Origin of the sequence: Promicromonospora panici (genome assembly GCF_900608595.1) — a bacterium.
Lineage (GTDB): Bacteria > Actinomycetota > Actinomycetes > Actinomycetales > Cellulomonadaceae > Promicromonospora > Promicromonospora panici.
Genome location: NZ_UWYY01000014.1, coordinates 117,473 through 139,515, shown reverse-complemented (window position 1 = coordinate 139,515; position 22,043 = coordinate 117,473). Strand labels below are relative to the sequence as shown.

Here is a 22,043-nt window from a genome sequence, read left to right as displayed (position 1 = left end):
ACCCGTCCGGAACGACCGCAGGAGAAAAATTGGCGCAGGCGACGACCACCGCCGTCGACCGACCCACCGGACGATCCCCGGAACCCCGTGGTCCAGGCTCGGACCCGGCGTCCGGCGCCGGCCACGGGTTCCGCACGGACATCAACGGGCTCCGGGCCGTCGCCGTGCTCGCCGTCGTCGTCTACCACGCGGGGATCGCGATCCCCGGCGGGTTCACCGGCGTCGACGTCTTCTACGTCATCTCCGGGTACCTCATCAGCTCGCTGCTGCTGCGCGAGGTCGGCCGCAGCGGGACCGTCGACCTGGTCCAGTTCTGGACCCGCCGCATGCGGCGCCTCGTGCCGGCGCTCGCGCTGGTCGTGAGCGTCACGCTGATCGTGTGCCTGCTGCTCCTGTCGCCGCTGGTCTGGGGGCGCCTCGCGTGGCACGGCGCGGCCTCCATGCTGTTCGTCTCCAACCTCCTGTTTCCCTATCAGGGGCAGAACTACTTCTCCGACTCCGTCACCCCGAGCCCCTACCTGCACACGTGGTCGCTCGGCATCGAGGAGCAGTTCTACATCTTCTGGCCGCTGCTCATCCTGCTGGCCCTCGCGATCGCCCGGCGCACCCGCGTCCCGGCGCGCCGCATGCTGCAGGTCCTGTTCGGCGGGACGTTCGTCGTGTCGCTGGCGGCCTCGGTCTGGCTGACGACAGCCGCGCCGGACTGGGCGTTCTACATCCTGCCGACCCGCGCCTGGGAGTTCGCCGGCGCCGCGCTCGTCGCGACATTGCCGTGGGACCGGCTCGCCCCACGCACCCGCCTGCGCCCCAGGCTGCTCCGGGCGCTGCTCGGCACCGCCGGGTTCGCACTGCTGGCGCTCTCCTTCGCGTTCGTGCACGAGACCGACCCGTTCCCCGGCACCATCGCCCTGCTGCCCGTGGGCGGCGCGCTCCTGGTGCTCGCCGCGGGCAGCGTCCCGGCGTCCGGCACCTGGGTGGACCGCGTGCTCGACCTGCCCATGCTGCAGCGGCTCGGCGACGTCTCCTACTCCTGGTACCTCTGGCACTGGCCGTTCGTGGTGCTCACCACCGCGGCCGTCCAGGACGACGCGATCTGGATCAAGGTGCTCGCCTCCCTCGGCGCGCTCGGCGCCGCCGTCATGACCTACCGCTGGGTAGAGAACCCCATCCGGTTCAGCCGGGCCCTGAAGTCGTGGCGGGCCACCGCCGCCGTCACGCTGGTGATGGGGCTAGCCGTGGGCGGCCTCACCGTCGGCACCCGCGTCGCGACCGGGGCGGTGCTGGAACGAGAGCCGTACGCCACCGCCGTCGAGGCAGGCGCCGAGCCCAAGCCCTACGGCTGCACCGAGATCACCCCGACGACGTCGGGCACCGACGTCTGCATGCTCGGCGACGTCGAGGCCGACACCACGGTGCTGCTCCTCGGCGACTCCCACGCCATGCACTGGATCCCCGCGTTCGACGTCGCGGCGCGCGACGCCGGCCTGCGCCTCGCCGTCCGCTGGCGGCACGGCTGCCCCGCCGCCGAGATCAACGTGCAGCAGCCCGCCGAACGCGGCCCCTGCGGCGACTTCCAGGCCGAGTCCCTGCGCGTCGTCGACGACCTGCGGCCCGACGCCGTCGTCGTCGGCCAGGCCCAGATCTACGCCGACCGCATGCAGCACGCCGACGGCACCCTGATGACCGAGAACGAGGTCCGCGACGCCTGGACGAGCGCCAACGACGCCCTGTTCGCCCACCTCACCGCCACGATCCCCGCCGTCGTAGCCGTCAAGGACAACCCCAAGCTCGACGTCGACCCCCTCGAATGCCTCACCCGGCCCTGGCCCGGGCTCGGCGACTGCAGCATGACACGCGCCGAGGCCGAGGAGTCCAACGGCGACCTGCCCGACATCAGCGCCGGCATCTGGACGAAGTACGGTGTGACCACCTGGGACGGCGTCTGGTCCGAGACGTGCGACGACACCCGCTGCGGCGTCGGCGACACGAGCCACCCCGTCTACCGCGACTTCCACCACCTCAGCGTGGACTACGTGCTGACCCGGGTACCGGCCGTGGAGCAGATGCTCCTGGCCGCCGTCCGCGGCACGTCGTCAAGCAGCATCGGGTAACGAAGGGGAACATCGGACCATGGCTCACGACCAGGCCCAGGCGCAGGGCGCCGTCGACCGGTTCTTCAAGATCAGCGAACGCGGTTCCACGGTGTGGACGGAGGTACGCGGCGGGCTCGTCACCTTCTTCACGATGAGCTACATCGTCGTGCTGAACCCGCTGATCCTGGGCAACGTGCCCGACGGCACCGGGCAGTACCTCGGCGGCGGTACCTCGATCGGCGACATCACGGCCATCGCCGCGGCCACGGCGCTGGTGGCGGGCGTCATGTCGATCCTCATGGGACTCGTCGCGAACTTCCCGCTGGCGCTCGCGGCGGGGCTCGGCCTGAACGCCGTCGTCGCCTTCTCCGTAGCGGCCCTGCCGCGCATGACCTGGGCGGACGCCATGGGCATCGTGGTGCTGGAGGGTCTGGTCATCCTGGTCCTGGTGGTCACGGGCTTCCGCGAGGCCGTGTTCCGAGCGGTGCCGCGCGAGCTCAAGATCGCGATCAGCGTGGGCATCGGCCTGTTCATCACGTTCATCGGCGTGTACGACGCCGGCTTCGTGCGTATCCCGGCGTCGTTGTCGACGCCCACGGAGCTCGGCATGGGCGGCTCGCTCGGCGCCTGGCCGCTGTTCGTGTTCGCGTTCGGGGTGCTGCTGGCCGCCGTCCTCGTCGTGCGCAAGGTGCGCGGTGGCATCCTCATCGCGATCATCGCGTCCACCGTGCTCGCGATGGTCGTCGAAGCCGTCGGGGGCATCGGCATGCGCACGGAGGACAACCCGGGCGGCTGGGCACTCAACGTCCCCGCGCTGCCGGACTCCGTGGTCAAGCTGCCCGACTTCTCGCTGATCGGCCAGTTCTCGCTGTTCGGCTCGATCGACAAGATCGGCATCGTGGCGGTGATCCTGCTGGTGTTCACGCTCCTCATCGCCGACTTCTTCGACACGATGGGCACGATGGTCGCCATCGGCGGCGAGGCCGGGCTGCTCGACTCGCGCGGGAACCCTCCCCGGACGACCCAGATCCTGATCGTCGACTCGCTGGCCGCGGTCGGGGGCGGCGCCGGATCGGTCTCGTCCAACACGGCGTACGTCGAGTCGGCGTCCGGTGTGGGCGACGGCGCCCGGACCGGGCTCGCCGCCGTGACCACCGGCGTGGCGTTCCTGCTGACCACGTTCCTGTCGCCGCTCGTCGAGGTGGTGCCGCACGAGGCCGCCACCCCCGCGCTCGTGATCGTCGGGTTCCTCATGGTCGTCCAGGTGACGGGCATCGACTGGACCGACCTCGAGGTCGCCATCCCCGCGTTCCTCACGATGGTGCTCATGCCGTTCGCGTACTCGATCACGGTTGGTATCGGGGCCGGCGTGATCTCGTTCGTGCTGCTCAAGATCGCGGTCGGCAAGGCCCGCAAGGTGCACCCGCTGCTGTGGGTGGCGGCGGCACTGTTCGTCGTCTACTTCCTCCTGGGCCCGATCCGGAGCGCCTTCGGCATCTAGCGTGGTCGGGTTGCGTCGCGGCCAGCGCCGGACCGAGCGATTACGCCCGGATCCCGCCCCCCGTCCCGGCACAATGGCGCAGTACCGCGCCCGTGTCGTGAGGCTGAGTCATTGTGCCCGGACGGGGGGCGGGATCCGGGCACAATGGCTCGGTGGTGCGACGTCCAGCGTCACGACAGGTCGACGCGTGCTCCGACGGCTGTGTATCGGCCGGGGCGCCAGCCGTGGCTGGTCAGGACCGTCGCGACCTTCGCGCCGATGCCGCCGGGTTGCTCGTTGTCGTTCGGCTTGAAACGCAGCATGATCACCTGCCCGGACGCCAGCAGCTGGTTCTGTCGTGGAGCGTCCTGAACCAGGGCCTGCGGAGTGCTGTGGGGACCGACGCCGTCGATCTCGACCACGAGCCAACGTCCGTCGGGCAGACGCCAGCCCATGTCGACGCGTGCGACGACGACACTGTCCCTGGTGAAGCGGACCTGGAGGTCGTCGGGCGGCACGCCGTTGTCGTGGCACGAGAGCCGTGCGAACGACTCCGCTGGAGACTCCGAGCGTCCGTTGACCAGCTCGAACAGAGCGTTAAGCCAGGCGGAGCCACGGCGACGCCGCACCACTAGCTCTCGCAGTTCCGCCAGGCGGGCCGTGTCGAACCCGTGGCGCCTCACGAGGTCGTCGAGCACGGCGAGGGCGTTGTGGCGCGGGAGCTTCGGCAGGGCCTGCGCCGCCGCGTGGTCGATCTCGGCCACTGTGCGGCCGCTGATCGTCACCGTGGGAAACGGTGGGTACCTCACGACGACGACGCCGTAGCGGGTGCGCCGCGGCGATCGGTCGGGGCGTGCGACCTCGAGAGGGAAATCGCGAGGGAGCCCGGACACGCCGTGCAGTACCAACGCACAGCACCCCGTCGCGATGGCGTCCGAGCAGTGGACGAGCAAGGCGAGCCAGGTTCGCCATCGGGCGGCATGCTCGAACCAGTCGTCTCTCGTCCTGCTGCGGAGAGGTACGGGGTTGGTGTCGAGCACAGCACGCGCTGGACTGCTCCAACGTTGCTGCTTGATCATCCGGCGTCGGATCTCTCGCCCAATGCCGAACTCCTCGCACTGGTCGGTGGAAAGGAGACCGGACTGCCGGCGGATCAGTGGCAATGCGCTGCTCGGGATCTGGAAGATCTTTGTCATACGTCCACCACAGCAGCGCCAGGCCGGTCAGGTTCGAGCCCGAGCACCCTCCTGTGCACAACACGCTGAGAACGGCCCCTGTGGACGACCACGGAACGTTGCGCCGCCGTCACGAGGCCTTGTACCCGACCCCACTGATCTCCGCCGGGAACCACCGCGCCGCCCGCCCGGAGCCGTCCGATCCCAGACTGAGCGGTTGTCCCCGAAACGCCGGCCGATCCCGGGCACAATCGCTCGGTGCGAGCGCACGTGATGTGGCGTGTAGCGATTGTGCCCGGAATCGGCAGGAGTTCCGGGCACAATCGCTCGGTGCGAGCGCGTCGCTCGGTGCGAGCGCGTCGCTCGGTGCCAACGCGCGGGACGCCCTGCGTCCGGCGACACCCAGCTACGCCGCCAGGGCCTGGGACGCCGGCTCCGGGGTCGCGTCCGGGTACGTCACCTGGAGGTACGGGCGCGGGATGCGGTGCGAGCGCGAGAGCCGGGCGCGCACGCGCACGTGCCACGTCCGGTACGCCCACACGGACGCGGCCAGGGCCACCAGCAGGGTCGCCACTGCGCCGATCAGCACCGCGTACCGCGGCCCGAACGTCTCGCCGACCCAGCCCACCACCGGGGAACCGAGGGGCGTGGTGCCGAGCACCACCAGCACGTAGATCGACATCACGCGGCCGCGCAGCTCCGGCGCTACGGACAGCTGGATCGCCGCGTTGGCCGACGTCAGCATGGTCAGGGACGCGAAGCCGACCGGGATGCACATCAGCAGGTACCCGAGGTACGTCGGCATGACCGCCTGGATCCCCATCGCGATCGCGAACGCGAACGCGGCGCCGAGCACGAGCCGCACGCGGGGCCGCTCGCGCCGGGCGGCCAGGAGCGCCCCGGCCAGCGAGCCGATCGCCAGGACCGACCCGAGGATGCCGTACTCGCCGGCGCCCCGGCCGAACTCGACGCGCGCCATCATGGCTGACGTGAGCTGGAAGTTCAGGCCGAACGTCGAGACCACGCCCATCACGACCATGATCACCACGATGTCGCTGCGGCCGCGGATGTAGGCGAGGCCCTCGCGGATCTGGCCCTTGGCGCGCGACGCGACCGGCAGGGCGTGCAGGTCGCGCATCCGGGTGAGCGAGATGATGACGGCGCCGAAGGCGATGCCGTTGATGATGAACACCCATCCGCTGCCGACGGCGGCGATGAGCAGACCCGCCACGCCGGGCCCGATGAGTCGCGCGGCGTTGAAGTTCGTCGAGTTGAGCCCGACGGCGTTCGCGAGCCGCGTGGTCGGCACGAGCTGGGCGACGAAGGTCTGGCGCACGGGTCCGTCGACGGCGCTCACCACGCCCAGCAGGGTCGCGAACACGTACACGTGCCACAGCTCGGCCGCGCCGGACAGCACCAGCGCACCGAGCCCGAGGCCCAGTACGCCCATGCCGCCCTGCGTCAGCATCAGGAGCTTGCGGCGGTCGACGCGGTCAGCGAGGAGCCCCGCCCACGCGGACAGGAAGATGTGGGGGACGAACTGCAGTGCGGTGACGATGCCGACGGCGACGCCGGAGTTGTTGGTGAGGAGGGTCAGTACGACCCAGTCCTGCGCCACGCGCTGCATCCAGGTGCCGATGTTGGCGACGAGAGCGCTGGCGAACCAGAGGCGGTAGTTGCGATATTTCAGGCTGGCAAAAGTTGCGCTCATCGAGCGGCGATCCGGATGAGGAGCTCACTGGCTCCCGCAAGGATCTCTCTCTCCTCTTCGGTCAGGGTGGACAGTTGTTTGGTGAGCCACGCATCCCGACGACGGCGCGTCTCGGCCACCTCGCGCACTCCGGCGGCGGTGAGCCGGACGACGACCTGGCGGCGGTCCGTCGCGTGCTCCACCTTCTCGACGAGCCCGAGCTCGGCCAGCGTGTTCACGGCCCGCGTCATGGACGGCGGCCGGACCCGCTCGTGCTCGGCGAGGGAACCAGGGGACATCTCGCCGTGCTTGTGCAGCACCGTCAGGATCCCGAACTGGCCCTCGGGGAGGTCGGCCTCGCCGCGTTCGGCGCGCAGCCGGCGGGAGATGCGGGTCAGGGCGACACGAAGGTCGCCGCCGACGGTGGCCGGGCTTCGGCTGGATCTGCGGGAGCTCGACACCGACCCATTCTAGGTCATTAGCCTTGCTAACGGTACGTGGGTGCGGTCACACCCGGTCCGCGAAGTAGGTCCGCGAAGTAGAGCGCCTGTCCGAGTCTGCCCCCGGTGACGGGCGAGACTCGGACAGGCGCTCTACTTCGCGGACCTACCTCAGTGCGCGCGATGCGTCTGCGCGAACTGCCCGGGTCCGGGCTGGACCTCCTGCTGGACGTTCTCGAACCGCTTGGCCTGCTCACTGTGCGCCTTGAGGCGGTTCTCGAACTCGGCCTGGGTGCGCAGCTCGTCCTCGGTCGGCCACAGGCCGATCCCGAGGATCAGCAGGAACGTCACGACGCTCACCGCCATCACGAGCGGCACGAGCAGCTGCATGGTGGAAGCGCCGGCCGGCACGCTTTCCACGGGGTTGATCACGGAGACGCCGGCCATCCCGGTGTAGTGCATGCCGGTGACGGCGATCCCCATGACCAGAGTGGCCACGATCGTGGCGAGCGTGCCCCGGATGTGCACGGTGCACCACAGCGCGGCGGTGGCCGCGACGATGGCGATGACCACCGAGGCGATCACATAGGTCGGGTCGTAGACGACGTCCGCCGACATCTCCATCGCTTCCATGCCCATGTAGTGCATGGCCGCGACGCCGGCACCCGCGAGGGCACCGCCGACGAGCATCGCCGGGAGCTTGCGCTTGCCGAGCTCCGTGATGAAGAGGCCCGCACCGACCACGACGATGGCGATCGCCGCGCTCAGGAGGGTCTCGGGGATGTTGTACCTGATGGTCACGCCGGAGGCGGAAAAACCCAGCATGGCGACGAAGTGCATCACCCAGATGCCTGTGCCTCCGAGGGCGATGGCGCCGAACACGAGCCATGCCGCGCGCGTGCCGCCCGACGCTGCTCGGGCACGAGACGTGCACGCGAGGCCCGTCGCTGCGCCGGTGCACGAGATCGCGTACGCCAGGAGCGGCGTGATGATCCCGAATGTGAAGTGGTCGATCACTGGCATGGTGTTGAACAGCCCCTCGAAATGGTTCCCACTGTTGCGGAAACGTTACAGAGTCCCTGTACCCCGGACAATAGGCAGAACTACCCATGCGAGGGATATTGCGGACGTGATCGCGCTGGTCAGAAGGTTTCGACGAGGTAGTCGACGCAGGCAGTGAGTGCCGCGACGTCTTCCGGGTCGACTGCGGGGAACATCCCGACCCGCAGCTGGTTGCGCCCCAGCTTCCGGTACGCGAACACGTCCTGGACGCCGTTCGCGCTCAGCTCGGCGATCACCCGGCCGGCGTCGACCTCGTCGGCCAGATCGATGGTGCCGACCACCGTGGACCGCTCCTCGGGGCGTGTTACGAACGGCGTCGCCCACTCGCGGGCCTCGGCCCACGAGTAGAGGATCTCGGCGGATGTCGCGCAGCGCTTCGTCGACCACTCGAGCCCGCCCTGGGCGATCAGCCATTCCACCTGGTCGGCCAGGAGCAGCAGGGTCGCGACGGCGGGTGTGTTGAGGGTCTGGTCCTGCCGCGAGTTCTCGATCGCCGTCGTCAGGGACAGGAACTCCGGCACCCAGCGTCCCGAGGCCTCGATGCGCGCGGCGCGCTCGACCGCAGCGGGGGACAGGACGGCGAGCCAGAGGCCGCCGTCGGCCGCGAACGCCTTCTGCGGGGCGAAGTAGTAGGCGTCGGTCTGGTTCAGGTCCACGGGTAGTGCACCGGCACCGGACGTCGCGTCCGTGAGCAGGATGGCGCCGTCGGGCCCGGCGGGCCGCAGCACCGGCGCCATCGCCCCCGTCGAGGTCTCGTTGTGCGGGGTCGCGTAGGTGTCGACGTCGTCGGACGCCGCGAGGTAGGCGACCGAGCCCGGCTCCGCGGAGATCACCTGGGAGGGCTTGAGAAACGGCGCGCGCGACGTCGCTGTGGCGAACTTGCCGCCGAACTCGCCGAAGGCCGCGTGCTGCGCCTTGCGCTCCACGAGGCAGAGCGTCGCGACGTCCCAGAAGGCGGTGGAGCCACCGTTGCCGAGCACCACCTCGTACCCGTCGGGCGCGCCGAGCAGCTCCGTGACACCCTCACGAATGCGGCGTACCAGGTCCTTCACCGGCGGACGCCGGTGTGACGTACCGAGCACGTGCGCGTTCGCCACGAGATGATCGACCTGGCCGGGGCGCACCTTGGAAGGGCCGGAGCCGAATCGGCCGTCGGCGGGCAGCAGGTGTGTCGGGATTGTCAGTGGCACAGAACTAGACTAGGACCTGGGCCGACGCCCGGGCCGCACGAGTCCAGGGCGACTGGGCGGCTGCGCGCATGACGGGAGCTGACGTGACGGATCTGATCGACACCACCGAGATGTACCTCAAGACGATCTACGAGCTCGACGAGGAGGGCATCACGCCCCTGCGCGCGCGCATCGCGGAGCGTCTGGGGCACTCCGGTCCGACGGTGTCGCAGACCGTCGCGCGCATGGAACGCGACGGTCTCGTGATCGTGACCGGCGACCGCCACCTCGAGCTGACCGAGCTGGGCCACGAGAAGGCGATGCGCGTGATGCGCAAGCACCGTCTTGCGGAGCGCCTGCTCACCGACGTCATCAAGCTCGACTGGGAGCACGTGCACGTCGAGGCCTGCCGCTGGGAGCACGTGATGAGCGACCTCGTGGAGAAGCGCCTGGTGGGGCTGCTCGACCACCCGCACCACGACCCGTACGGCAACCCGATCCCCGGCCTGTCCGAGCTCGGCGAGGCCTACACCGACGTGCCGTTCCTGACCGGCGTCATCTCGCTGCCGTCGGCGTTCGAGGCCGCGGCCAAGAAGGGCATCAAGGGCGAGCCGCTGGCGGCGTCGCTCACCCGCATCGCGGAGCCGCTGCAGACCGACGTCGAGCTGCTCGCCCGCCTGTCCGACGCCGGCCTGGTGCCCGGCTCCCGGATCACCGCCGAGCACACCGACGGGACCTACACGGTGACCGTCGACGGCGCCACGACGGCGCTCGAGCTCGGTGAGGACCTGGCCCGCCACCTCTTCGTCGCGACCGCCTGAGAGGCTGTCGGAGCCTCGTCCGAACCGTCCGCTTTGCCGGAAAGGTGACGCCGCAGTTCCGACACGTCATGGCATTCGTTGCCGGAACGTGACATTGCGGGTGAGGTCCGGTACGTTCGGATCGCTCCCGCGGAGCTATTCGTGGGAGTCCTCGGACGGACGCCGAACTCTGTCACCGGCCGGGGCCCCAAAACGACCGCATGACAGAGGCGGGGGACCCACCATCGGGCGCCAGGGCGCGTCCTAGGGGTGAAGCCGGGCAATCCTTCGGGATCGCACGGCCGGGTGATTTCTCCCACCCGAACCCGACAGCTGACCTCGAAGGCGTTCAAGGAGAGGTACTACGTGACTGCACGTACGACCAGCGCGCGCCATCGGGCTGCGCGCCGACCCGTGACTCCGCTCACCGAGTTTGCCCAGAACGCCGCAGTCGGTCGCCGTACCGCTGTCGCAGCTGCCGGTGGTGCGCTTCTCGTCTCGACCTTCGGTGGCGCGATGGCCGCCCAGGCGGCTCCGGTGGAGACCGGCCACGCCAAGATGAACTCGGTGGACCTCAACGCGCTGACGTCGCAGGCCCGGGAGGCGCTGGCCAACGCTCCCGTGGTGAGCGTCGCCGCCGATGCCGAGCTCAACGTCGAGAAGACCGCGGTCTCCGTGGTCTCGGCGGCCGAGAACGAGGACTACCAGGCAGAGCTCGCCGCCGAGGAAGCCGCTGAGGCCGCCGATGCTGCCGCCGCAGAGGCCGCTGAGGCCGCCGCGAGCACCGTCTCGACCTCGGTCGACGTTCCCGCATCGGCGATCGGCAACTCCGTGATCTCGATCGCGAGCCGCTACGTCGGTGTGCCCTACGTCTCCGGCGGATCCTCGCCGAGCGGCTTCGACTGCTCAGGGTTCACCGCCTACGTCTACGGCCAGCTCGGTATCAGCCTGCCGCACTCGTCGTCCGCGCAGCCGGGCTACGGCACCACCGTGCCGGCCTCGGAGGCGCAGCCTGGCGACCTCATGTGGACGCCCGGGCACGTCTCGATCTACGCCGGCGGCAACACCATGATCGACGCCTCCAAGCCGGGCACCGTGGTCGACTTCCGCCCCATCTGGCAGTCGAACCCGACGTTCGTCCGCATGGGCTGATCCAGCCGCGCAGAACTGCACAGCAGAGATCGACGAAGTAGAGCGCTTGTCCGGAAAGACTTGGACAGGCGCTCTACTTCGTCGATCTCTGCTTTGCCATTTTCCTGCAGTCTTTTTGCCACCGGACACCCATAACCAGCGCGCCGCCGGTAGCGTTGGAGTGCAATGGTGCACTGCCGAAGAAAGGGCTGGCGATGACACGATCCGAGGTCGTACTGGTCGGGGTGGACGGATCGGCCGCGAGTCTCCACGCGTTGGACTGGGCCACCGCGTACGCACACCGTGTGGGCTGGTCACTGCACATCGTGTGCAGCTATTCCTTGCCGTCGTTCACGGCGGCGTCGCTCGACGGCGGGTATGCCGCTCTCGACGACACGACCATCCAGGAGGGCGCCAAGTCGGTCCTCGTCGAGGCTGAGGCCCGCGTCGCGGACGCCGGGGTGCGCGCCACGACGGAGGTCGCCACCGGTGATGCGGCAGGCGTGCTCGTCGAGCTGTCCGCCGACTACGGCCTGGCCGTCGTCGGCACGCGCGGCAAGGGTGGGTTCACGGAACGCCTGCTGGGTACGGTGTCCTCCGCGCTGCCCGCGCACGCGCGCTGCCCCGTGGTCGTGGTGCCGTTGCGCGCCGAGGCCAACCGCGGCGTCTCCTGGAGCGTGCCCGACGGCGGCACCGGCGGCCCGGCGGCGTCCGGCACCGAGCCGGTGGCCGTGGCACCCGGGGCCGCCGAGATCCGCGAGGTGCGCCGCATAGTCGTGGGTGTGGACGGGTCCCCGCAGGCCGAGCGAGCGCTGCAGCACGCGATAGAGCAGGCCAACGCGTGGGGCGCCGAGCTGACCGCCGTCACCGGAGTTCCCGTGGGCAACGCCGGGATGCTGGCGTGGCTGCCTTCCGCCATCGACCGCGAGCAGGTCCTGGCCGACATCGGGGCCGGCATGGACGTCCTGATCGACCGGTACGAGGCCGAGAACCCCGGGCTGCGGATCCGGCGGATCGTGCTGGACGGCACGGGTGCGGAGCTGCTCACGGAGTTCTCCACGGCGTCGGACCTGCTGGTGGTGGGCTCACGCGGCCGGGGCGGGTTCCGGGGGCTGCTGCTCGGTTCGACGAGCCAGGCGGTGCTGCACCACTCGGCGTGCCCGGTCCTGGTGGTCAACAAACACTGCCCGGACTGACGCAGTTTGTTGTGGGCGTGATCGTTGCGACTACGTGGCCGTTCTAGGCGCAACGATCACGCCCACAACAGCTACTTCGCAGTTTCGGCTGCCGCTAGCAGGACGCAGGTCGCTACGCCGTCCATCGCCGTGCGGACCTCGTCGAGCGGAGGCATCGACGGTGCGAGGCGCACGTTCTTGTTCTCCGGGTCCTTGCCGTACGGGTGGGTAGCGCCTGCCGGCGTGAGAGCGATCCCGGCCTCCTTGGCCAGCTGCACCACGCGGGACGCGGTGCCCGGCGCGACGTCGAGCGACACGAAGTAGCCGCCCTTCGGCTCCGTCCACGACGCGATGCCGTACCCGCCCAGGCGCTCGGTCAGGATCTGCGCTACCGCCTCGAACTTGGGCGCCAGAATCTCGCGGTGCTTGCGCATGTGCTCGCGCACGCCGTCGGCCGAGCCGAAGAACATCGAGTGCCGCAGGTGGTTGAGCTTGTCCGGGCCGATCGACGCCGCCGACAGGTGCTTCTTGTACCAGGCGATGTTGGCCGCCGAGCTGCCGAGGAACGCGACGCCCGCGCCCGCGAACGTGACCTTGGACGTGGACGCGAACAGGATCACGCGGTCCGGGTGGCCGGCCTCGGCGGCCAGTGCGATGGCGTTCGGGCTGGTCACCTCGTCGTCGGTCAGGTGGTGCACGGCGTAGGCGTTGTCCCACAGGATGCGGAAGTCCGGTGCGGCGGCGGGCATCGAGACGAGCGCGCGGGCGACGTCCTCCGTGATGACGGCACCGTCCGGGTTCGAGTAGGTCGGGACCGCCCACATGCCCTTGATGGTGGGGTCCTCCGCGACGAGCGCGGCCACGGCCTCGGCGTCCGGTCCGTCCGGCGTCATCGGGACCGGGATCATCTCGATGCCCAGCGCCTCGCAGATCGTGAAGTGGCGGTCGTAGCCCGGCACCGGGCAGATCCAGCGCACCTTGTCCTCGCGCGCCCACGGCTTGGGCGACTCGGGGAAGCCGAACAGCTCGGCGAAGGTGACGACGTCGTGCATGGTGGTGAGCGAGGCGTTGCCCCCCGCGAGGAGCTGCTCCACCGGCACGTCCAGGAGCTCGGCGAAGATGCGCCGGATCGCGAGGCCGCCGTCCAGCCCGCCGTAGTTGCGCACATCGGTGCCCGTGTCGTCGGCGTGCACGCCGATCCCGGGCAGGGCCAGCATGGGCTCGGCGAGGTCGAGCTGCTCGGCCGACGGCTTGCCGCGCGTGAGGTCCAGCTTCAGGCCCTTGGCCTGAAGCTCGGCGTAGGCCTGCTGTAGCTCGGAGAGCGCCGGGAGCATAACGGTGGTGTGGGACGACGTCGTAGTGGTCACCCCCGGGAGCCTACGCTCAGCCGGCGGTAGGTGACAGTTCGGAGCGCTCGTCCGTGCCCTCGGCGGCGGCGTTACCGTCGGTGACGTCGCTGTCGGCGTCGCGGTCGCTCGCATCACCGTCGCCTTCTTCAGCCTTCTCGCCCTCAGGGGCTTCCTCGGCCTCCCCGGTCGCCTCAGGCGCCTCGTCCGTGTCGCCCGGCTCCGCGGCGGGTTCTGCGCCGGGCTCCTCACCAGGGTCGGCGCCGGCTCCCTCGCCCAGGTCTTCGCCGACGGCGTCGCTCGCCGCCTCGTTCGAGGCGGCGGCGGAGTGCTCGCCGCGCAGGGCGACCAGCGACTCCTCGAGGATGTCCAGCGCCATCTCCAGCTCGGGCTGCACTATCGACAGGGGCGGCGAGAGGCGGATGGTCGCCTCGCGGGTGTCCTTCGCGAGCACGCCGCGCTCCAGGAGCGCCTCGCACAAATCCCGTCCCGTGCCGAACGCCGGGTCCAGGTCGACGCCGGCCCACAGCCCCATCGTGCGCGCCTCGGTGAGCAGGCCGCGCTCCACGAGCGCGTCGAGGCGCTCCTCGAGCACCTTGCCCGATGCCGCTGCCCTCGCCTGGTACTGCCCCGTCGAGAGCAGATCGAGCGCCGCGACGCCGACGGCGCAGGCCAGCGGGTTGCCGCCGAAGGTCGAGCCGTGCGTGCCCGGGGTCAGGACGCCGAGGATCTCCGGCTTGCCGACCACGGCCGAGACCGGGACGATCCCGCCGCCGAGCGCTTTGCCGAGGCAGACCACGTCAGGCTGCACGTCCCAGAGCTCGCATGCGAGCGTCGTGCCGGTGCGGCCGAGGCCCGACTGGATCTCGTCAGCGACCAGGGCGATGTCCTGCTGGGTGGTGAGCTCGCGCAGGCCCGGCCAGAAGTCGTCGGGCGGCACCATGACACCGGCCTCGCCCTGCACCGGCTCCATGAGAACGGCCACCGTCGTGTCGTCCACGGCATCGGCGACGGCGGCCAGGTCGCCGAACGGGACCTGGCGGAAGCCAGGGGCGAAGGGCCCGAATCCCTCGCGGGCCGTCGGGTTGTCGGAGAAGCCGACGAGCGTGGTGGTGCGGCCGTGGAAGTTACCCCCGGCGACCACTATCGTCGCCTGGTCCTCTGGCACTCCGCGCACGTCGTAACCCCACTTGCGGACCGCCTTGATCGCCGTCTCCACGGCTTCGGCGCCGGTGTTCATCGGCACCACGAGGCTGCCCTCACCGCCGGTCGTCAGCGGACCCACCACCTCGACCAGCCGCTGCGCGAACTCCTCCAGCCGGTCATGGTTGAACGCACGGGACGTGAGCGTGACCTGGCGCAGCTGCGTCATCGCCGCTGCGACCAGGCCCTGATGCAGGTGCCCGAAGTTCAGGGCCGAGTACCCCGACAGGAAGTCGAGGAACTCGTTGCCGTCCGTGTCCCACACATGTGTACCGTGCGCCCGCGCGATGGTGATCGGCAGTGGATGGTACGTCGGGGCGAGTGCGCTATGAGTCGTGTCCGCCATGGATCGCAAGCCTAGACAGGGTGCCGTCATCCCGCCCAGCGGTTGTGATATTTGTTTACTTCTGCTCGATGACGCGGGGAAAATGCTCCGGCGGAGCGCCGAACGCGACGCGAGACTGGCCGATCACGGTGTGACCGAGGGCGCGCGCGCCGAAGAAGCCCACCGCCGCGCCGATGCCGAACGGCAGGATGCGGCCGAGCAGCAGGCTGCCCTGCTTGGCGATCTGCTTCTGGATGAACCGGTGCGTCAGCGCCTTGTTCACACGGTGCAAAGTGGTGCGCGGCATGCTCGTGAGCAGCACCTTGCCCCACGCGACGCCTGACCCGCCGATGGCGTTCTCGACGTCTTGCGCGCCCTGGTCACCCAGCACCGTGGCGAGCAGCAGCGCGCGACGGCGGGGGACGTCCTGGACGTCGATGCCGTGCACGTCCGCCACGGCGAGGGAGAACGCGGCCGACGAGGCGAAGAACGTCGCCACGTCGCTCGTGGACAGCGCGACGCTCGCGGCCGTGCCGACCGCCGGGATCGCCGCCGCCGCGCCGACGGCGCCACCCGTGGTCTGGATGACCCGCAGGTACTCCTTCTCCAGCAGCCTGACGATCTCCGCCGGGCCGGCGTCAGGGTTCCGCGCCCGGACCTTGTCCACATGCTTGTGGATACTCGCCGACGGGATGGTCACCGCCCGGTTGACCAGGTGGTCCAGCGGGCTTTCCGGCTTGTAGTTGACCCAGTCCGCCGGTGTGACCTCGAGCGAGTCGTCCGGCTTGAGGACCGCGTCCCCCGGCGCAGCCCGGCCGTTGGCCCCTGGTGCGGTCAGTTTCTTGTCGTCGGCCATCTCAGCCCTCCGCCGGCTGCTCGAACTGCGCGTCCGGGATCTCCGCACCGGCCTTGAGCGTGCGGCCCACGGTGCAGGTCTTGTCGATCGACCGCTGCGCGATCGTGAGGAGCTTCGCCCGGTCCTCGTCGTCGAGCGTGGAGAGGTCGATCTCGAACTTCTCCGTGAGCACCGGGTAGCGGTCGTCCGCCATGTCCTTCGGGTCCTCGACCCGGATGGTGGTCCGGTAGTCGTCACCCAGGCGGCGCGCGAACGCGCGGTCGCTGCTCATCCCCGCGCACGCCGCGAGCGCGATCTTCAGCAGCTCACCCGGCGTGAACACGGCACCGGCGCTCACCGGCCCGATTTCTACGCGGGCGCCGCGGGCCGAGAAGCCCGTGTACGTGCGGATGCCGTTGCGCTCTACCCAGAGCGGGTCGGTGGGCGAGGGGGTCACGGCGTCTTCCATGCTCGTCGCGTCCGAGGTGGTGATCTGCTCCGTCATGAGGACCATCCTTCCACTGGTCACCGACACGGTCGCGAAGCGGGTACCGCGCATCCCGATCGGTGGGACTAGTCGTCAACGCGAAAGAAGCCCCTGACGTTCCCGTTCGCCGCGCAGAGTGCGCCCGGCGCTGCGACGATCGTGCGCATGGCGCAGAACGCGAGCGACAAGCCCGGCGGGACCGGCCCGCCGGGCGATACGCCAGGCGAGACCTCGGGCAATACGTCGGCGGGCGCGCGGTGGCGGCCGAACTGGCGGGACCTCGTGCAGCGGCTGGTCGGCGTGGTCGCCGTGATCGTCGTCGTATGGCTGCTGTACCTGTTCCTCTCGGCCTTCCTGCCGCGCTGGTGGGCCCAGGTGATCGGCAACGCCGTGGACGGCTCGTTCTCCGCGGGCGCCTGGTGGGGCCTGGTGGTCGGCGCCGTGTTCACCGCCGTGCCGGTGCTGTTCCTGGCACAGGCCGTGCTGCCGCGGCGGTCCTGGCCGCTCCGCGGCGCGTTCGTGGCGCTGGCCGCGCTGTTCGCGGTGCCGAACCTGCTGACGCTTGGCATCGTGCTCGGCACCTCTGCGGCCTCGCACGCCGGTGAGCGTATCCTCGACGTCGACGGGCCCGCCTTCCGCGGCGGCTCGGCGTGGGGCGCGGTGCTCGGCGGCGTCGTGGCACTGACGCTCGTGACGATGGGCGTGCTCTACCGCCGTCGCGGGGTCCGGCTCAAGGAGCTGAGGTCGAGCCAGAGCGATCAGGATCGCGGTCGCGGCCAGCCGTGAGTCGCACTCGGCGCAACCCGCCGTCCGGCATAGGCTTGCCGCATGAGCCAGATCGACACCCCGTACGAGGACCTGCTGCGCGACGTGCTCGCGGAGGGAACCCGCAAGGGTGACCGGACCGGCACGGGGACGCGCAGCGTGTTCGGGCGTCAGATCCGGTACGACCTGTCCAAGGGCTTCCCCCTGATCACCACCAAGCGTGTGCACCTCAAGTCGGTCGTGTACGAGTTGTTGTGGTTCCTGCGCGGCGACTCCAACGTGCGCTGGCTGCAGGAGCGCGGCGTGAAGATCTGGGACGACTGGGCCGACGAGTCGGGCGAGCTGGGCCCGGTCTACGGCGTCCAGTGGCGATCCTGGCCCACGCCCGACGGCGGTCACGTGGACCAGATAGCGAAGGTGATCGAGCAGATCCGGACCAACCCGGACTCGCGCCGGCACATAGTGACCGCGTGGAACCCGGCCGAGGTCGACGACATGGCGCTGCCGCCCTGTCACGCCCTGTTCCAGTTCTACGTCTCGGACGGCAAGCTCAGCTGCCAGCTCTACCAGCGGTCGGCGGACCTGTTCCTCGGCGTGCCGTTCAACATCGCCTCGTACGCGCTGCTCACGCACATGGTCGCGGCGCAGACGGGGCTCGAGGTCGGCGAGTTCGTCTGGACCGGCGGCGACGTGCACATCTACGACAACCACGTGGAGCAGGTCGAGACTCAGCTCGCGCGCGACCCGTACCCGTACCCGTCGCTGCGGCTCGCCCCGCGGGACTCGATCTTCGACTACGAGTTCGAGGACGTCGAGGTGCTCGGCTACGCCTCGCACCCCACCATCAAGGCGCCGATCGCAGTCTGATGATCGGACTCATCTGGGGGCAGGCACGCGACGCCGCCGGCCGGCCGGTGATCGGCGCCGGCGGCGACATCCCGTGGCGCGTGCCCGAGGACTTCGCCCATTTCAAGCGGACGACGGCGGGCCACCCGGTTGTGATGGGACGGCTCACCTGGGAGTCGCTGCCGAAGCGCCCACTGCCCGGCCGCACCAACATCGTGGTCTCGTCACGCGGCCCGCACGGCGTGCCCGACGCGGGCGACGACGCCGTGCCGGCCGGGTCCATCGGGGAGGCGCTCGATGTAGCGGCGGACGCGCCCGGCGGGGACGAGATCTGGATCATCGGCGGCTCCCAGCTGTACAGCGAGGCGCTCCCCGTCGCCGACGTGCTGGAGGTCAGCGAGATCAACGCCGAGATCGAGGGCGACGTGTTCGCCCCCGAGATCGGGCAGGAGTGGACGGTCGCCTCGTCGACCGAGTGGACGACGTCGACGTCGGGCCTCCGCTACCGCCACCTCACCTACCGCCGTTCCTGACTCGTTTGCTGTGGGTATGAAACGGCGGGCACCCAAGGTCCGGGTGCACGCCGTTTCATACCCGCAGCCACTGCGTAACGCCGCGGAGTCAGGCCCAGGGCGTCCAGCCGTCGGCGCCCGTCAGGTACGCCTGGCGCGTGTGCAGGTGCGCCTCGTCGTCCGTGAGCTGCGGTCGGCCCTCGACCTCCTCACCCGTCGGCGCGGCGCCCGGACCCGTGTTCTCGTACTCGCGCAAGAAGTCCTCCTGCCACGGCCAGCCGCCCATGTCCGACCACGCGGGTGTGCGGACGTGCTCGCCGAGCCACGAGTCGCGGACGATGACCGACGGCTCCACGTCCGGGTTGCTGCTCGGGTGCCACGGGCGCCCGAGGAACACGGTCCCCGGCGCGGCGTCGGACGTGAACCGGCAGTCCGTGAACAGGAACCCGTAGGTGTCCGGGGCGGTCGCGGGAGCGGCGACGTACCCGTTGACCGACGATCCACGGTCGAGCGAGTGGATCTGGGAGTCCTCGATCACCATGGTGGCGCGAGCGTAGATGAAGTCGACGTCACCCTCGATGTACGAGTCGGTGACGTAGACCCGCGAGACCACGCCGAGCGACGGGGTCTCGGCCAGGAAGGTGTCCTGGTTGCCGATCAGCCGCACGCCGTCGAGCACGATCCGGTCCCCGACCGTGCGCAGGGCCTGCGCCTGGCTGTTTCCGTTCGCCGCCTCGTCGTAAGCGTTCTCCACGGTGATCTCCTGCACCGTCACGTCGTCGGCCAGGATTGCGAGGGTCGCCGCGCCCGTGCCTCCGAAGACCCCGCCGTAGAACTTCTGCTGCCCGGACGCGAGGTCGTAGGTGAGCACGACGTCCTCCGGGTTGCCTGTCGCCCCGCGGATCGTCAGCCCCTCGGCGCCGGGCCAGACACGCACCACCTCGCGGTAGACGCCCGGTTCGACGACGATCTCGACCGGATGGTCGGCTCGCCGTGCGGCGCCGACGGCGGCGCCGACCGACCCGTAGTCACCCGTCCCGTCGAGGGCCACGGTGACCTGGCGACCGACCGTCTCGTCGGCGGCCAGCGGCCCGGCGTCGGCCGTGACCAGCTCCACCACGTCGTCGGTCCGGTCGGCGGTGTAGGAGTAGTGCGTCGTCGGGTCGAACGTGGGGCCCGTGTTGTCCTTGCGCCCTCGGATCGACACGAACCGGTTGGCACGCGAGTCGACCCGGGATTCCGGGTCCTTGGCGACGATCGCGTCCTCACCGTGTGCGTACACGCTGTGCTCGACGACGAGCTGCGAGGCCCCGCGTGACATCGTGCCGTACTGGGCCTGGCCCTCGAGATAGTTGTTGTAGAGGTGCCCGGCGGCGACGTTGTCGATGCTGGCGTTGCGCTGGTACGTGTTCGAGAACCAGTTGTGGTGCATGGTCAGCGTGGTCACCACGTTGGGCGTCCAGCCCACGCCCACCGTCTTGTTGTGGTCGCGGAACACGTTCCACGACAGGGTCACGGCCGTGGAGTCCTTGCGGACGTCGACCAGCCCGTCGCCGAGGCGAGTGAACTCGTTGTGGTCGATCCAGACGTGCGACGAGGTGTCCATCCGGATGCCGTCGTTGTCGTTGTCGGCGGCCTTGCCGTCCCAGTCTCCGGGTACGTACGAGTCCCGGAACCTGAGGTTGCGGACGATGACGTTCTGGACCCGGTCGAGGAACAGTCCGCCTCCCACGAGCTCCGCCTCCGGGCCGACGCCGGCGATGGTCTTGTCTCCGGCGACCCTGATCATCGAACCGAAGGGATCGAGCCGCAGCGACCCGTCGACGAGGATCGTCAGCGGTTCCGGCATCGCCGCGTAGGCCGCCAGCTCGCCGGCGTCCGAGGCGACCACCATGCGGCCGCCAGTGCCGCCTGTCGTGCCACGGGGGCGGTCCTCCGAGGCGGTGCCCGCGAAGCCGGTCGCGACGGGCGACCACACCGGGCCGTCGGCGGAGGCAGTGCGCGGGGCGTCGATCCGGCGCAGCAGCGCCGCGCCGGCGACCGCAGGGTCCGTCGGGTCCTGCCAGCGCTCGAGCTTTCCGGACCCGGCGCCGCGGGCGACGGCCGGGACGGCGAGCTCCGCCGGCTGGATCACGCCGTGCAAGCCAGCAGCACCGGCGACCTCACCGGCGAGAGGACCGTCAGGGTGTGCGGCGTTGTACGCGGCCAGCGCGTCCACCTCCTTGCCGTCGACCCAGGTGCCGTCGACGTCGATCCCGGTGCCGCCCCAGCCACGGATGATCCGGCTCGCGTCCACGGCGCCGGCGAGCTCGAACGTGTTCTCGCGGGCCGTGATGCTCGACTCGACGCCGACGCCCCACGAGTACCCGTACCGCGCGGCGTCGGTGACCCGGTAGACGTTGTTGTACACGTGGACCTGGCCGAACCGCACTCGCGGCGCCCGCTGCACGAGGTCTGCCAGCTCGTTGTGGTGCATCGTCACGCGAAGCTTGCCGCGGTCGCTCGTGCGGTCGTCGCCGTTGCCGAACAGCATCGACTTGTCGTGCCCGCGAAGCTCGCTCCACGAGATCGTCACCAGGTCGGCGCCGCGCACGACGTCGAGAAGCCCGTCGTGACGCAGGAACGGCTCGCCGAAGTGCCTGGGCTGCTCGGTGTCGACGGTCCTGCCGTCGTCGAGCGTGAGGTGGTCGAGCCAGACATGAGTGGCTCCGGAGACGACGAGGTTGTCCCACTCGGTCTTCCAGGTGCCGCCGTTCCACCCCGGGAAGCAGTCATACGCGTCGGAGATGCGCACGTTGCGCACGATGACGTTGTCGACGCCTCCCACCTCGACGACGAAGCCGGAGAGCGTGACGTCGCCGGCGCCGATGAGCGTGGTGTTGGATCCGACGCGGACCCGGATCTGCTCGCCCTGCGCGCGCTGGGACGCCTTGCGCGCGTCCTCGAGCGGGCCCTTCGCCGGGCCGTCCCAGTGCGCCGGGTCGAACGCATCGAGGTAACCCTGGAGCGTGTAACCGTCGCGGGCGTAGTCCTCGCACGTCAACGGCGACCCGTCAGCCGCCGTGTTCGCGTCGATGTCGCCGACGACGCGGACGATCTTGGAGTGGTCGCCCTGCACGGCGGCGACGAGCTCGTCGCGCGTGCGGACGTCGATCACGTCGGCGGCGTCGGCCCCACCGGTCGTGCCGCCGTCGAGCGAGGCCCACCCGTCGCCCGGCGGCAGGGCCTGTCGCTCGACCGGGGTCGACAGGGGATCGGCGCCACGGGTTGCCGTGGTGGCCGTGGTAGCCGGCGCGGGCTCGTCGGCGCCGCTCGCGGGCGGTGCGGCGTGCGCACCGGGCGTGGCCAGCGCGAGGGCGAGGACGGGCGCTGCGAGCGCGGCGATGGTGCTGCGTCTGGGCGTTGGTCGGTCGGGGGCGATCCCACGGGCAGGTGGTGTCGACAGGGGCATCGTTGCGCCTCTCGTGAGACTCGGGCACGTGGCCCTCAGGGCAGCTCAAGCACATTCC

General features: G+C 70.2%; 18 protein-coding genes and 1 riboswitch. Of the genes, 8 read left to right on the top strand and 10 right to left on the bottom strand.

Annotated elements, in window-relative coordinates; translation table 11 throughout:
- The first annotated feature begins 29 nt into the window (after nucleotides 1–29).
- Entirely contained in the window at nucleotides 30–2,111 is a 2,082-nt protein-coding gene (locus EW117_RS17630; RefSeq protein ID WP_129788015.1) for an acyltransferase family protein, read from the top strand.
- 19 nt (nucleotides 2,112–2,130) lie between these two features.
- Complete coding sequence (locus tag EW117_RS17625; RefSeq protein WP_129788014.1) at nucleotides 2,131–3,594, top strand: NCS2 family permease; 1,464 nt, start codon at nucleotides 2,131–2,133, stop codon at nucleotides 3,592–3,594.
- Between the two features lie 170 nt (nucleotides 3,595–3,764).
- Here the strand turns inward: EW117_RS17625 and EW117_RS17620 are convergent, their stop codons facing one another.
- The 5 genes from EW117_RS17620 to serC form a co-directional block, all read right to left on the bottom strand.
- On the bottom strand, nucleotides 3,765–4,358 hold the full coding sequence (locus EW117_RS17620; protein ID WP_129788013.1) for a hypothetical protein: 594 nt from the start codon (nucleotides 4,356–4,358) through the stop codon (nucleotides 3,765–3,767).
- 796 nt (nucleotides 4,359–5,154) lie between these two features.
- Nucleotides 5,155–6,459 (bottom strand): MFS transporter, encoded by a 1,305-nt coding sequence (locus EW117_RS17615; RefSeq protein WP_129788012.1) that lies wholly within the window; start codon nucleotides 6,457–6,459, stop codon nucleotides 5,155–5,157.
- Nucleotides 6,456–6,899, bottom strand: coding sequence for a MarR family winged helix-turn-helix transcriptional regulator (locus EW117_RS17610; protein WP_129788011.1), 444 nt, complete (start codon nucleotides 6,897–6,899; stop codon nucleotides 6,456–6,458). The genes EW117_RS17615 and EW117_RS17610 overlap by 4 nt, the downstream gene beginning before the upstream one ends.
- 150 nt (nucleotides 6,900–7,049) lie before the next feature.
- On the bottom strand, nucleotides 7,050–7,901 hold the full coding sequence (locus EW117_RS17605) for an MHYT domain-containing protein (RefSeq protein WP_242504354.1): 852 nt from the start codon (nucleotides 7,899–7,901) through the stop codon (nucleotides 7,050–7,052).
- A 119-nt stretch (nucleotides 7,902–8,020) separates the two neighbouring features.
- A complete protein-coding gene (gene serC / locus EW117_RS17600) occupies nucleotides 8,021–9,124 on the bottom strand; it encodes a phosphoserine transaminase (protein ID WP_422891127.1) in 1,104 nt (367 codons plus the stop codon).
- Nucleotides 9,125–9,213: 89 nt separating this feature from the next.
- On the opposite strand from serC, the gene EW117_RS17595 reads away from it, so the two are divergent.
- The 3 genes from EW117_RS17595 (at nucleotide 9,214) to EW117_RS17585 (ending at nucleotide 12,236) form a co-directional block, all read left to right on the top strand.
- Complete coding sequence (locus tag EW117_RS17595; protein ID WP_129788009.1) at nucleotides 9,214–9,930, top strand: iron-dependent transcriptional repressor DtxR; 717 nt, start codon at nucleotides 9,214–9,216, stop codon at nucleotides 9,928–9,930.
- Between the two features lie 187 nt (nucleotides 9,931–10,117).
- Nucleotides 10,118–10,273: riboswitch (cyclic di-AMP (ydaO/yuaA leader) on the top strand.
- Nucleotides 10,274–10,275: 2 nt separating this feature from the next.
- Nucleotides 10,276–11,061, top strand: a complete 786-nt coding sequence (locus EW117_RS17590; protein WP_242504353.1) for a C40 family peptidase — start codon at nucleotides 10,276–10,278, stop codon at nucleotides 11,059–11,061.
- A gap of 194 nt (nucleotides 11,062–11,255) precedes the next feature.
- Entirely contained in the window at nucleotides 11,256–12,236 is a 981-nt protein-coding gene (locus EW117_RS17585; RefSeq protein ID WP_129788008.1) for a universal stress protein, read from the top strand.
- A gap of 71 nt (nucleotides 12,237–12,307) precedes the next feature.
- Here the strand turns inward: EW117_RS17585 and EW117_RS17580 are convergent, their stop codons facing one another.
- From EW117_RS17580 to EW117_RS17565, 4 genes are read right to left on the bottom strand one after another with little or no spacing between them, the layout of a single operon-like run.
- On the bottom strand, nucleotides 12,308–13,549 hold the full coding sequence (locus tag EW117_RS17580) for an aspartate aminotransferase type Ic (protein ID WP_129788073.1): 1,242 nt from the start codon (nucleotides 13,547–13,549) through the stop codon (nucleotides 12,308–12,310).
- Nucleotides 13,550–13,598: 49 nt separating this feature from the next.
- Nucleotides 13,599–15,110, bottom strand: coding sequence for an ornithine--oxo-acid transaminase (gene rocD / locus EW117_RS17575; RefSeq protein ID WP_340641096.1), 1,512 nt, complete (start codon nucleotides 15,108–15,110; stop codon nucleotides 13,599–13,601).
- A 55-nt stretch (nucleotides 15,111–15,165) separates the two neighbouring features.
- Nucleotides 15,166–15,945, bottom strand: coding sequence for a hypothetical protein (locus EW117_RS17570; RefSeq protein ID WP_129788006.1), 780 nt, complete (start codon nucleotides 15,943–15,945; stop codon nucleotides 15,166–15,168).
- A 1-nt stretch (nucleotide 15,946) separates the two neighbouring features.
- Nucleotides 15,947–16,429, bottom strand: coding sequence for an OsmC family protein (locus EW117_RS17565; RefSeq protein WP_129788005.1), 483 nt, complete (start codon nucleotides 16,427–16,429; stop codon nucleotides 15,947–15,949).
- A 147-nt stretch (nucleotides 16,430–16,576) separates the two neighbouring features.
- Between EW117_RS17565 and EW117_RS17560 the strand changes: the two genes are divergently transcribed.
- The 3 genes from EW117_RS17560 to EW117_RS17550 are packed head-to-tail and all read left to right on the top strand — an operon-like array spanning nucleotide 16,577 to nucleotide 18,555.
- On the top strand, nucleotides 16,577–17,197 hold the full coding sequence (locus EW117_RS17560; protein ID WP_129788004.1) for a DUF6480 family protein: 621 nt from the start codon (nucleotides 16,577–16,579) through the stop codon (nucleotides 17,195–17,197).
- Nucleotides 17,198–17,239: 42 nt separating this feature from the next.
- Entirely contained in the window at nucleotides 17,240–18,043 is an 804-nt protein-coding gene (locus EW117_RS17555; protein WP_129788003.1) for a thymidylate synthase, read from the top strand.
- A complete protein-coding gene (locus EW117_RS17550) occupies nucleotides 18,043–18,555 on the top strand; it encodes a dihydrofolate reductase (protein WP_129788002.1) in 513 nt (170 codons plus the stop codon). Before EW117_RS17555 ends, EW117_RS17550 begins: the two co-directional genes overlap by 1 nt.
- An 88-nt stretch (nucleotides 18,556–18,643) precedes the next feature.
- On the opposite strand, the gene EW117_RS17545 is transcribed toward EW117_RS17550, so the two are convergent.
- Nucleotides 18,644–21,985, bottom strand: coding sequence for a pectinesterase family protein (locus EW117_RS17545; protein WP_129788001.1), 3,342 nt, complete (start codon nucleotides 21,983–21,985; stop codon nucleotides 18,644–18,646).
- Nucleotides 21,986–22,043 lie beyond the last annotated feature (58 nt).